This is a genomic window from Rummeliibacillus sp. JY-2-4R (assembly GCF_053847205.1).
In genome coordinates, this window is the sequence record NZ_CM132623.1 from 2,731,236 (window position 1) to 2,743,407 (window position 12,172).

A 12,172-nucleotide genomic window follows, 5' to 3' on the forward strand; every position below is an offset into this window, starting at 1 on the left:
CTGCTATTGCAGATACCATAATGAATGTCATATTAGCTCCTCCTAACATCTCGAAGAAATGTAGTAACTTAACTACATCTATAGTACCATCTAAAAAATGTTATGGATTGAAACATTTTGAACATCTGCTGTCTTTTCCATGGCATAATTGTGTCGTTCTTATAGTTTAGAAATAACTTTTAAAACAATTTGTGTTGAATGTTTTGCTGCCACTGGTAGGAATTCGTCAAAACTAATATTTGATTCTTTTCCTGCGATATCAGATAATGCACGAATGACAACAAATGGTGTTCCAAATTGATAGCAAACTTGAGCTACAGCTGCCGCTTCCATTTCAACAGCTTTCATAGTTGGGAAATAGCCACGTACTTTTTCAACACGAACAGGATCATTCATAAATGAATCTCCTGTAGTGATTAAACCTACTGCAAATTGATGTTCACCAATTTCACTAACAGCCTCTTCGGCTAATTTCATTAGTTTTTCATCGGATTTAAAAGCTGCTGGCATTTGTGGTACTTGTCCCACTTCATAGCCAAAGATTGTTGCATCTACATCGTGATGGCGAACTTCATCAGAAATAACAATTGCGCCGACCTCAAGATTTTCATCATATCCACCCGCAGAACCCGTATTGATAACTACATCTGGATTATATTCATCAAGTAAAATGGTAGTTGACATAGCTGCATTCACTTTGCCAATGCCACTTTTTAACAAAATGACTTCTTTTCCTTCGTATGTACCTTCTGTATATTCACTATTTGCAATTGTTTTAGTTGAAGTATTTTCAAGCGCATTTCTAAGTAATTCTACTTCTTCTTCCATTGCACCGATTACAGCAATTTTCATGTAACTCTTCCTCTCTATTGTGACACTTTTCTTAGTATGCTAAATTGGTTAGTTTCGCAAAATGCAAATTTTTTTTGTTCGCCTTTTAGCTCATATTCCAAGATAAAGCAAAAGACGGCTATCCGTCAAGATTCGGATAACCGCCTTAGCATATTAATACGCGCCTTTATATGTTTTTAGAACTTCTAATTTTGTTGGTTGCCACCCTTTATTTGAAACCCATTTCATCGAAACTCGATAACTCTTTTCTTTATCTTTTGAAGAAACGATTCCAATTGAAGTGTCTGGACTTCCTCCATTTTTAACATACCAAACGATCATATCTTTTTCATGTAAACCCGTAGTCTTGGCGATTGTTTTAATTTTTTCGTTCCAATCTACAGTACCCTTATTATAACTTGATGCATGGGTACTACCATTGTCCTTTTGGGAAGTTTTAGTCGGTTTCCAAGCCGGATCCGTTACTACGTCGATTACGTTAGGATCATCGGAAGATTCTTGTTTTGCCGTTTCGCTACTTTGATAGTTATAATTTGTTTCTGTATTAGAATCTGTAGAAGTAATTTGATCTGAACTTGTTACTACCCCTGTATTACTTTGGTCAGAAGTATTATCTGTTGAGTTCGTTGCAACTTCATTCGAATTTGTATCATCAACATTTTCTGTAGTATCACTTTCAGTTTGATCTTGTTTACTTGACTCTTCTTGAGCAAGTTCAGCTTTCTTCGCTTTCTCTTTTTCTAGCTCTTTTGAATCTTTCACTACAATATTTTCATCCTTAGCATTTGTGTCATGCTGCGTGTTATTTGCGACTTTTTTTTCGTTTGCGGAATCCTTACTTGAAGAACCTCCTATGACGATAGTAGCTGCAACAATTAAAATTAATACTACAACGATTCCAATTAACAGGTTCAAAACTTTATCCATTTTTCGCTTTCCTGTATTTTTTGGCTTTTTTTCATTTGGGTTATATCGACGTCCAACCTCTGCCATGTGTATTCCCCCTCTAACATGCTTATATAATCACTTTTATAAGTTTCATAGTTTTAACTTATCACTAGATTATCATAGCATAGAATTCGAAACAGCTTCTAGCCTTAAACAAAAACACGACTAATTTCATCTATATGTATGTCAGATGAATATTATTCTAAATATATGGTTCTATGTCAAACGTTAGAGTAAGACATAGGAATTTTTGTTTCTAATTCTATTTGCCGATGTCATAACTATCGACGTCTTACTCGTTATAGTTACAAAGACTATTTCCTAATTTATTCTCACAGGAGTATTCTCCTTATCTGAAGGGTTTTTAGATGGGATTAGAGTAATGATTCCTTTTCGAATTTTTTGCTCTTATCGTCTTTCATTCCATTTGATGTTGGGGCGTTACTTTATTTTGAGAGGTATTATTGCTTTTAGAGTAGTTCGTTCCCTTTTTTAAAATTATAAGGTAACAATGATGTCCCCATCTGGTAATAACTTCGTGATTTGTTTAACATAACAAAAAACTCACTCTTAAGGAGTGAGTTTTTTAGTTTTTTATAATGGTTAGATATTATTTAATTGAAAGAATTTCTACGTCCATGTCTCCACCAGGTGTAGAGATTTTCACTTTATCTCCTACTTTATTGCCAAGTAACCCTTTAGCGATTGGTGAATCATTGGAAATACGTCCTTCAAATGGGTCTGCTTCTGCTGAACCAACGATTGTGTAAGTTTCCTCGTCTTCATCTGGAAGCTCTTTAAAAGTAACTGTACGGCCAATTGTTACGATATCAGAAGCGCTTGTACCTTCTTCAATAATGATAGCGTTACGAATCATAGTTTGTAATAGTGAAATACGTCCTTCTACGAAACCTTGTTCATCTTTTGCTGCATCGTACTCAGAGTTTTCGGATAAATCACCAAAACTACGAGCGATTTTAATTCTTTCTACTACTTCTTTACGTTTTGTAGAAATTAAGTATTCTAATTCGTCTTCCAATTTTTGCTTACCAGCAGCGGTCATTGGATATTGTTTTTCAGTTGACAATGTTGCTCACTCCTCAGGTTATATCTTGAACTTAATAAAAATACTATGCCGCAACTTCATGAAGAATGCGACATAGTTTCTAAAAAGAATATTAACTAATCAATTATCATGATATTACACAATACTGTCAGATTCAAGGATTGTTTTAATTTTTGTAACCATTAAGTCAATGGCTACTTCATTTTGTCCGCCTTCTGGAATAATTATATCTGCATAACGTTTTGTTGGTTCGATAAATTGATTATGCATTGGACGAACAACTGAAAGATATTGTTCAATAACAGAATCCATAGAACGTCCTCGTTCATTAATATCCCTTAAAATACGTCGAATAATACGTAAATCTGCGTCTGTATCGACAAATATTTTAATATCCATTAAATCACGTAAAGCTGGATCACCTAACACTAAAATTCCTTCAAGTATAATAACATCTTGAGGGTCAATGTGTATGGTTTCTTTTGATCGTGTATGAAGTGCATAATCATAAACTGGTTTTTCAATCGGTTGACGTTCTAGCAAATGTTTAATATCTTCAACTAATAATTCTGTATCAAAAGCATTTGGATGATCATAGTTTGTTTCTAAACGTTTTTCAAATTCCAAATGACTTTGGTCTTTATAATAATAATCTTGTTCAATTACCACTACTGAATGATCTTTAAAAAAATCATGGATGGCGTGGGTAACACTAGTTTTACCTGAGCCAGAACCTCCAGCAATACCAATCACAACTGGACGTTTACTTCCCATTATCGCATCTCCTTGCGCATCATATTATGCGGATATAATTTATGTTCGCATTTGAAACGAACGATTTGTAATGGGTGTCGTGCAGCATCTAATGATTCTCCATTTTCATCCCATACTTCATCAATCACAACTGTAAAGTTTTCTATTTCTGGACCAAAGAATTCTACTTCATCTCCTGGTTTAAAATAGTTACGTTGTTGTAATGTTACCATTTTAGTATCATCGTTGTAATCTAATACCATCCCAACAAAATCAAATTTAGTTTGTTTACCGTGTTCACCAAACATTTGTTGTTCATATCCTGGTGCACCTTCAAAGAACGAAGAAGCTGTTTCACGGTTTGCACATTTATCCAATTCTTCAAGCCATTCACGTTTGATTGTAAAATGGTCTGGATCTGCACAATATGCATCCATTACTTTACGATAGACACTGATAACTGTTGCAATATAGTGAATAGATTTCATTCGTCCTTCAACTTTTAATGAATCAATTCCTAATTCAATAATTTTTGGAATAGATTCAATGAGTTTTAAGTCTTTTGGACTCATGGCAAAGGCTTCATCGCCTTCATCAAATAACGGCTTTTCTTCCCCATCTTCTACTGCATATAAATCATAATCCCAACGACATGATTGGCAACAACCACCACGATTTGAGTCACGAGCAGTCATATGGTTAGATAATACACAACGTCCAGAATACGCAATACACATTGCACCATGAACGAATGATTCTATTTCAATATCTACTTTTTCTTTCATCAATTTAATCTCTTCCGCACCTGTTTCACGGGCAAGAACAACACGTTGTAACCCTTCTTCTTTCCAATATTGGACAGCTTTCCAGTTCGATAGAGATTGTTGAGTACTAAGGTGAATTTCAAGTTTTGGTGCAACTTGTTTACACGTTTCAATGATCAATGGATCTGCAACAATTATCCCTGAGGCACCTGCATTTTCAAGAGCACGTAAATAATCTTCTATTCCATCCATATTCTCATTATGGGCAAATATATTTGTTGTTACGTATATTCTAGCTCCATATTTATTGGCAAATTCTACACCTTCTCGAATTTCATCAATTGTAAAATTACCTGCATTAGAACGCAATCCAAATTCTTGTCCACCAATAAACACGGCATCAGCACCATAATGTACGGCAATTTTCAATTTTTCTAAGTTACCAGCAGGTGCTAATAACTCAGGCTTTTTTACAATGACTCTTTTGCCATCTCGAATTTCACTAATCTGGTCATTTTTTAATAATGTCAACGTTTGTCTTCTCCTTTCTAATATACTGTTTCTTTAAAGAAGAAGCCGGTATCTAGTGGGCGAAGTTCTGGTTGAATTTCTTCAATTTTCGCTAACAATTCTTCTTTAATGTCAAAATAGTCATCTGGCGATTTCGCATATGCATCAATTGCTTTGCGATACATTTCTGTTACAGTAACGACATATTCCTCTGATTGAAGGACACCTTCTATTTTGAAAGCATCTACTTCCGCCTCAAATAGTTCATCTAATTCATCAATGATGCACATATCATTTGGACTATAGATGTGCGTACCATTTAAGTCCTCATAAATTGGATATTTGCTATTCCGTTCTTTATCATGCAAGAACATATTACGTGCATTTTTGCGATTTTCAACTTCCATAGCTTTGCCTTCATACATAAAGTAATGGCCAAGAAGTGGGCGCTTAGATTGGAACATACAAGTCATACCATGGACTTGTACTTCTATTTCAACTTCTGCATTTTCTTTTATTTCAATAATTTCATCCATGCTTAGCTCGCGTGCTAGACATGCACGAGTTGCACCTTTTTTCCCCCAATAATTCGCTTGGAACCAGTTCGTTGCAATTGTTTCAGGACTCCAATGTAATGGGAGTTCAACACCTGCTTCTCGTTTTGCTATCACGACAGCTGGATCACCAAAAACGATTGCATCAACGCCAATTTCAGACATTTTTTGCATATATGGTGCTAAACTATCAACTCGGTCATTATGATAGATAGCATTCATCGCTACATACACTTTTTTTCCGGAGTCGTGTATCAATTTTGTTGCACTAGCAACTTGTTCAATATTGAATTCTCCTGCTAATCGTAAACCAAATTGTTGTTCACCAATTAAAAAAGCATCTGCTCCTGCTTGGATAAGTGCTTTGATGTGATCAATAGATTGTGGTGTCACAAGTAACTCAGGTTTCTTCATAAATGGTCACCTCTTTATACAGATCAATAACCCATCACCAACAGGGAAGAACGTGGATTTATAGTCTTTGTTTGCAATAACCCATTCTGCAAATTGGTGTAAGTTTCTAATCATTGTTCTTTTTCGTCTTGGTACATCTTTCATATCTAGATTTGAAAGGCCGTGCATATACATATTGTCGATATATAATATTCCGCCTTTTTTTACAAGAGGGCTATATTTTTCAAAGAACTTTTTATACTGCCCTTTTGCTGCATCAATAAAAACGGCATCAAAAGATGGATAATTACCTTCTACATCCACTTCTAACGCGTCACCTTCAATTAACTCAATATTATCTTTCACAGTTGATCTAGATAGAAATTGCTTTGCTTGCTCGATCCGTGTTTCGTCACGTTCAATTGTCACAATTTTGCTTTGAGGCAATGTTTCAGCCATTCGAATAGCAGAATAGCAAATAGCACTACCTATTTCTAATATCGTTGTGGGGTTTTGTATACGAAGCAGTTGAAGTAATATTTCAATTGCTGGTAATTGCATAATTGGAACATAATTTTCTTCCGCAAATTGTTCCATCTCCATTAACAAGGCTGATCGTGGCTGAATGAAGGATTGTGTATATGCATCTGAAATAGCCATACAACACTCACTCCTAACTATCAAAAATACACTTTATCTTATCACGAAAATAGAAGAAAAGCGAGAGTCGCCTTTCTTCTATACTTGTTACTTCTTACTTAATATGTTCTTCCACTTTTTTCAAGTGTTCGTTATAACTTTTAGAAAAATGGTTAATTCCATTTTTATCTGCGACAAAGTATAAATAGTCTGTTTCTGTAGGATTAATAGTTGCTTCTAAAGATGCTTTTCCGGCATTAGAAATTGGACCTGGTGGTAATCCTTTATTTTTGTATGTGTTATAAGGATTTTTTACTTCTAAATCTTTATATAACACACGATTTTTGTGTTCCCCAAGTGCATATAAAACTGTTGGGTCTGTTTGTAATGGCATTTGCTTATCTAATCGATTAAAGAATACACTGGCAATTGTTTCTCGATCCGTTTTTGCTGTAGCTTCACGCTCTAGTAAAGAAGCAAAAGTTAGGAATTTATGCACTGACATCTTCTTCTCTTTCAATTGCGCTGAATATGATATTACGACTTCATTAGTTTGTGCGATCATTTGATCAGCAATATCTTCGAGTTTTGGTTTTGGCTCAAAGAATGGATAAGTAGAAGGATATAGATAGCCTTCTAGCGCATAACGAATATTCTTATTATCCACAGCATTTGTTACAGTTTTTGGGTATTTCTTCTTCATTTTATCGATAAATTCTTTGCTTGTCACTAAATCCATAAATTGTTTTTTAGAGTAATCCGTACTTTTTTCAACACGTTCTGCGATTTGAGTAAGTGTTAATCCTTCAGGTATTGTAATTGTAAATTCGGGTTGACGATAGACTTTACCAGTTTTCAAACTCTTAATTATTTCATCTATTGTCATGGCCTGCGTTAGCTTATATGTACCTGCTTGAAATGCGGACTCATTCTTAAATTTAGTGTAGTATTTAAATACTTTTCCATTTTTGATAATGCCCTTATCCTCTAATGTTTGAGCAATTGTATCAATTGAAGAACCAATTGGTAGATCTACTTTTATCGTACTTGTTGCGTTTTTATTTACAGGCTTCAAAGCACTTGTAACATAAAAATACATACTGATTCCGATAATTAGAGCAAGAGCTACTACTATTGTTGAAATCGTAATAACAATTTTTCGAACGATTCGTTTTTCTTCATGTCGTTCTTTTAATTTGTTAATTTGATTTTGATTTGATGAGTTGGAACCCACTGCTTATCCTCCCTGCATAAAAAAACGGAATGCTAAGAACTCATTCCGTTTGGTTTTGGTCAGTTGTATTATTTACTCTTCTCCAAATTCAGCATCAAGAGTGTTTAATACTTCTTCAACCATATCCCATTCTTCATCTGTTTCGATTGGGGCAAGTTCTCCGCCTTCTCCATCTTCAGCTGGGATAATTGCAGATGCGAAGATTTCAACTTCTTCGCCTGCTTCAGCACCCTCTTTATAATATAAAACATAGGATTTGCCGAAGTCTTCAGAATCGAAAGTATACAATACTGCATATACTTGTTCGTTGCCTTCTTCGTCTACGGCAATAATATGTTCGTGTTCGTGTTCGTGTTCATGTGCCATTGATTGGTCACCTCTTCATTAATTTTTGAGTTACTTATTCTTGTTCAATACCTTCATCAAGTTCTTCGATGACAGATTCAATATAATCCCATTCTTCTTCTGTTTCAATTGGCGATAATTCACCATCTGTACCATCTTCAGAAGGAACGAATGATGAAGCAAAGATTTCAACTACACCTTCTTCATCTTCAGAACCGATTACAGAATATAAAACATAGGATTTGCCAAACTCTTCAGATTCAAACGTATGAAGAACTTCACAAAGCTGTTCATTTCCTTCATCGTCAACGATTGTAATGTGTCGTTGTTCTAATTCTTCTTCCATTTAATTTCACCTCATAACTGTTTACGGTCTAAATATCCTTGAAGGATCATAACCGCGGCCATCTTATCGATGACTTTTTTACGATTTTTGCGCCTCACATCTGCTTCAATAAGCAGACGTTCCGCAGCCATCGTTGTCAATCGCTCGTCCCAAAGTGTGACAGGCATAGAAAAAGTATCTTCTAACAATTTCGCATATGCTTGTGAAGCTTCTCCTCTTGGCCCAATTGTATTATTCATGTTTTTTGGGAATCCAACCACGAATTCCGATACTCCATATTGTTCAACGAGTTGTCGAATACGGTCTATACCAAATTCTTCGTTTTCCTCATCGATTTTCACAGTTTCAATACCTTGAGCAGTCCACCCAAGTGCATCGCTAACTGCTACTCCAATAGTTTTGGAGCCAACATCTAAACCCATTATTCTCATCATTTTGCCTCGTTATTCTTTTTGATGTAGAACTTTACAAGTTCTTCTAAAATCTCATCACGTTCAAGCTTACGAATTTTATTACGAGCATCCTGATGACGAGGGATATAAGCGGGATCCCCAGATAATAGATAACCAACTATTTGGTTAATCGGATTATACCCTTTTTCTTCTAGTGCTGCATGAACATGAAGCATGGTTTCTCTTACTTCTTGTTCCATAGATTCTTCTGGGAAATTAAATTTCATCGTTTGATCAAACTTACTCATGCTCAGCACCTCACTTCTAAAGTTTACAAGCTTTTTTCTATTCTTTGTTAGTATACCCGATTTTTAGTACCTTTTAAATAGATTTTACATAATTATACACAGAATCCAACGCTTCTACCAATTTTGAAGCATCTTTTGCTCCAGCCATTGCCATATCAGGACGACCGCCACCTTTACCTCCGCAAAGTTCAGCTACATGTTTAACGATATTGCCAGCATGATAGTTCCCACCAGCTATATCTTTCGTCACACCTGCACAAAGCATAACTTTGTCACCAGCAGTTGCACCAAGCACAATAATACTATTATCCATTTTTTCTTTCAAATCGTCCATTAATTGACGCAGTTGGTTATTATCTTTTGCTTCAACCTTTGTTGATAATACTGTAACTTCCCCAATTTGTTGTGCGTTAGATAGCATGTTAGATGCTTGAGCACCAGCCATTTTAGCAGAAAGTGATGTATTTTCACGTTGTTGTTCTTTTAATTCATGTTGTAAGCTTTCGACACGCGTTACCAAATCTTTTGGATTAGATTTTAGTAAACTTGCTGTTTGTTCTAGAATATGTTGTTCTTCTTTAGCTGCAAGATATGCTGCTTGACCTGTAACAGCTTCAATACGGCGAGTGCCTGCGCCAATACCACCCTCAGAGACAATTTTGAAGAAGCCAATTTCAGATGAGCGTTTTACGTGAATACCACCGCAAAGTTCAATTGAGTAATCAGATACTTGTACAACACGTACTACATCACCGTATTTCTCACCGAATAATGCCATTGCTCCCATTGCTTTTGCATCAGCGATTGGCATTTCTTCGATAACAACAGGAATGTCTTCCCATACTTTTTCATTAACAATTCGTTCGATTGTTTCTAGCTCTTCTTTGGTTACTGCACCGAAGTGTGAGAAGTCAAAACGTAATCGGTCTGGACCTACGTATGAACCTGCTTGGTTAACATGTTCACCAAGTATATCTTTTAATGCACGTTGTAAAAGGTGTGTTGCTGTGTGGTTTTTGACAATCAAATTACGTTCAGCACGATCTACTTGTGCAAATACGTCATCTTCTACATGCATTTCGCCAGATTCAACAATAACTGTATGAAGTGGTTGACCATTTGGCGCTTTTTGAACGTCTTTTACAAATGCTTTAAATGAATCATTTGAAATGGTACCATGATCAGCAATTTGTCCACCCATTTCAGCGTAGAAAGGTGTTTGTGATAAGATTACTAATACTTCATCGCCTTCAGAAGCAGTTTTTACTTCTTGGCCTCCCATCACCATTGCAGCGATAGCTGTATGCGTTTCTAATGTTTCGTAACCTACAAATGTACTTTCTTGTTTTAAGTTTGCTAGCACTTCAGATTGTACATGCATAGAATCCACATCTTGGCGTGCATTACGAGCACGTTCACGTTGAGCTTCCATTTCAGCATCGAAACCATCTTCATCAACAGTCATGCCAACTTCTGCTGCGTATTCTTCTGTAAGTTCTACAGGGAAGCCGAATGTGTCATAAAGACGGAATGCATCTTTACCTGGGATGATGGTTTCTCCTTTTGCTTTTTGTGCTTCTACTACTTCATTGAAAATAGCTAAGCCATCATGAAGTGTTTCATGGAAACGAACTTCTTCATTTTTAATTACACGAGCGATGAATTCCGCTTTTTCATTTACTTCTGGGTAGAAGTCAACCATGATATTGCCAACTGTTGGCACTAGTTCATACATAAATGGTTTTTCAATACCAATTTGTTTTGCGTAACGTACAGCACGACGTAATAAACGACGTAATACATAACCACGACCTTCATTTGATGGAAGTGCACCATCACCAATTGCAAAGGCTACTGTACGGATATGGTCAGCAATTACTTTGAATGGTGTGTTGATATCTTCTTCACTGCCGAAGATTTCACTTAAATCGATTTCTTCTGGGCGTTTATATTTGCGATTTGCAAGTTCTTCAATCTTTTCGATGATTGGCATAAATAGATCCGTATCAAAGTTTGTCGGTACATTTTGAATAACAGATGTGATACGTTCTAAACCCATACCTGTATCAATATTTTGTTTTGGCAGTGGTGTATAAGTGCCATCAGGATTGTGGTTAAATTGTGAGAACACTAGGTTCCAAATTTCAAGATAACGTTCATTTTCCCCACCTGGATATAGTTCTGGATCATTTAAATCATTACCGTATTTTTCACCACGGTCATAGAAAATTTCTGAATTTGGACCACTTGGACCTTCACCAATATCCCAGAAGTTTCCTTCTAAACGGATTAAACGTTCTTCTGGAATACCAATTTCGTTTTTCCAAATATCATATGCTTCTTGGTCTTCAGGATGAATCGTAATAGATAGTTTTTCTCCATCAAAACCCATCCATTTAGGATCTGTTAAGAATTCCCATGCAAAATGAATAGCTTCTTTTTTAAAATAATCGCCAATTGAGAAGTTACCAAGCATTTCAAAAAAAGTATGATGTCGTGCTGTTTTCCCAACGTTTTCAATATCGTTTGTACGAATTGCTTTTTGAGCATTTGTAATACGTGGATTTTCAGGAATTACAGAACCATCAAAATATTTTTTTAAAGTTGCAACACCTGAGTTAATCCAAAGTAATGAGTTATCATTAATTGGAACAAGTGGCATACTTGGTTCTTGTTTGTGATTTTTTTCTTCGAAGAATTCAATGAATTTACGACGAATTTCTGCAGATTGCATGTTTTTTTCCTCCTTAAATACAATAAAAAACCTTCATCCACTGCACGATAACAGGGACGAAGGAATAATTCGCGGTACCACCCTAAATTATAATAGTTTTCACTATTATCTCTTAATTGACCTTAACGCGGTAAACGACAGTTTTTGACTGCACTCTGGAAGAGCTTTCCTAAAAGGTTAGTGAAGGTTCTCACAGCCAAGGAACCTTTTTCTGAACACACCCCTAAAAGTACTTTTTTCCATCAACGTTTTATTTTATAGGGAATTCAATATAGTACATTTGCTAAAAGTCGAAATTTATCCAATTTTAACTATACCCTATTTTAAAAAATGA

13 protein-coding genes and 1 other annotated feature are annotated in these 12,172 nt (G+C 35.6%); all 13 genes read right to left on the minus strand.

The genetic code is table 11. The features are described from left to right. Positions 1–159: 159 nt before the first annotated feature. The 13 genes from mtnN to alaS all read right to left on the minus strand — a co-directional run bounded on the left by mtnN (position 160) and on the right by alaS (position 11,838). Positions 160–852, minus strand: a complete 693-nt coding sequence (gene mtnN, locus ACWV26_RS13415) for a 5'-methylthioadenosine/S-adenosylhomocysteine nucleosidase (protein ID WP_455895234.1) — start codon at positions 850–852, stop codon at positions 160–162. Between the two features lie 153 nt (positions 853–1,005). After that, positions 1,006–1,845: a DUF1510 family protein gene (locus ACWV26_RS13420; RefSeq protein WP_455895235.1), complete on the minus strand. Its 840-nt coding sequence runs from the start codon at positions 1,843–1,845 to the stop codon at positions 1,006–1,008. A 565-nt stretch (positions 1,846–2,410) separates the two neighbouring features. Further along, complete coding sequence (gene greA / locus ACWV26_RS13425) at positions 2,411–2,887, minus strand: transcription elongation factor GreA (RefSeq protein WP_455895236.1); 477 nt, start codon at positions 2,885–2,887, stop codon at positions 2,411–2,413. 114 nt (positions 2,888–3,001) lie between these two features. Beyond that, on the minus strand, positions 3,002–3,640 hold the full coding sequence (gene udk / locus ACWV26_RS13430) for a uridine kinase (RefSeq protein ID WP_455895237.1): 639 nt from the start codon (positions 3,638–3,640) through the stop codon (positions 3,002–3,004). Next, a complete protein-coding gene (locus tag ACWV26_RS13435; protein ID WP_455895238.1) occupies positions 3,640–4,914 on the minus strand; it encodes a peptidase U32 family protein in 1,275 nt (424 codons plus the stop codon). Before ACWV26_RS13435 ends, udk begins: the two co-directional genes overlap by 1 nt. 17 nt (positions 4,915–4,931) lie before the next feature. Next, positions 4,932–5,861: a peptidase U32 family protein gene (locus ACWV26_RS13440; protein ID WP_455895239.1), complete on the minus strand. Its 930-nt coding sequence runs from the start codon at positions 5,859–5,861 to the stop codon at positions 4,932–4,934. Between the two features lie 6 nt (positions 5,862–5,867). After that, positions 5,868–6,500, minus strand: a complete 633-nt coding sequence (locus ACWV26_RS13445) for an O-methyltransferase (RefSeq protein ID WP_455895240.1) — start codon at positions 6,498–6,500, stop codon at positions 5,868–5,870. A gap of 94 nt (positions 6,501–6,594) precedes the next feature. After that, positions 6,595–7,713 (minus strand): endolytic transglycosylase MltG, encoded by a 1,119-nt coding sequence (gene mltG / locus ACWV26_RS13450; RefSeq protein WP_455895241.1) that lies wholly within the window; start codon positions 7,711–7,713, stop codon positions 6,595–6,597. A gap of 72 nt (positions 7,714–7,785) precedes the next feature. Beyond that, positions 7,786–8,079: a DUF1292 domain-containing protein gene (locus ACWV26_RS13455; protein ID WP_455895242.1), complete on the minus strand. Its 294-nt coding sequence runs from the start codon at positions 8,077–8,079 to the stop codon at positions 7,786–7,788. 34 nt (positions 8,080–8,113) lie between these two features. After that, a complete protein-coding gene (locus ACWV26_RS13460) occupies positions 8,114–8,404 on the minus strand; it encodes a DUF1292 domain-containing protein (RefSeq protein WP_455895243.1) in 291 nt (96 codons plus the stop codon). 11 nt (positions 8,405–8,415) lie between these two features. After that, positions 8,416–8,835 (minus strand): Holliday junction resolvase RuvX, encoded by a 420-nt coding sequence (ruvX, locus tag ACWV26_RS13465; RefSeq protein ID WP_455895244.1) that lies wholly within the window; start codon positions 8,833–8,835, stop codon positions 8,416–8,418. Next, entirely contained in the window at positions 8,835–9,104 is a 270-nt protein-coding gene (locus ACWV26_RS13470) for an IreB family regulatory phosphoprotein (RefSeq protein WP_455895245.1), read from the minus strand. The genes ruvX and ACWV26_RS13470 overlap by 1 nt, the downstream gene beginning before the upstream one ends. A 73-nt stretch (positions 9,105–9,177) precedes the next feature. Then, complete coding sequence (gene alaS, locus ACWV26_RS13475) at positions 9,178–11,838, minus strand: alanine--tRNA ligase (protein ID WP_455895246.1); 2,661 nt, start codon at positions 11,836–11,838, stop codon at positions 9,178–9,180. 49 nt (positions 11,839–11,887) lie between these two features. Then, positions 11,888–12,093: a binding site (T-box leader), on the minus strand. Positions 12,094–12,172 lie beyond the last annotated feature (79 nt).

Coding starts and splice junctions, on each gene's coding strand:
- mtnN (WP_455895234.1), bottom strand. CDS start 852: ATGAAAATTGCTGTAATCGGTGCAATGGAAGAAGAAGTAGAATTACTT.
- ACWV26_RS13420 (WP_455895235.1), bottom strand. CDS start 1,845: ATGGCAGAGGTTGGACGTCGATATAACCCAAATGAAAAAAAGCCAAAA.
- udk (WP_455895237.1), bottom strand. CDS start 3,640: ATGGGAAGTAAACGTCCAGTTGTGATTGGTATTGCTGGAGGTTCTGGC.
- ACWV26_RS13440 (WP_455895239.1), bottom strand. CDS start 5,861: ATGAAGAAACCTGAGTTACTTGTGACACCACAATCTATTGATCACATC.
- ACWV26_RS13445 (WP_455895240.1), bottom strand. CDS start 6,500: ATGGCTATTTCAGATGCATATACACAATCCTTCATTCAGCCACGATCA.
- ACWV26_RS13455 (WP_455895242.1), bottom strand. CDS start 8,079: ATGGCACATGAACACGAACACGAACACGAACATATTATTGCCGTAGAC.
- ACWV26_RS13460 (WP_455895243.1), bottom strand. CDS start 8,404: ATGGAAGAAGAATTAGAACAACGACACATTACAATCGTTGACGATGAA.
- ruvX (WP_455895244.1), bottom strand. CDS start 8,835: ATGAGAATAATGGGTTTAGATGTTGGCTCCAAAACTATTGGAGTAGCA.
- ACWV26_RS13470 (WP_455895245.1), bottom strand. CDS start 9,104: ATGAGTAAGTTTGATCAAACGATGAAATTTAATTTCCCAGAAGAATCT.
- alaS (WP_455895246.1), bottom strand. CDS start 11,838: ATGCAATCTGCAGAAATTCGTCGTAAATTCATTGAATTCTTCGAAGAA.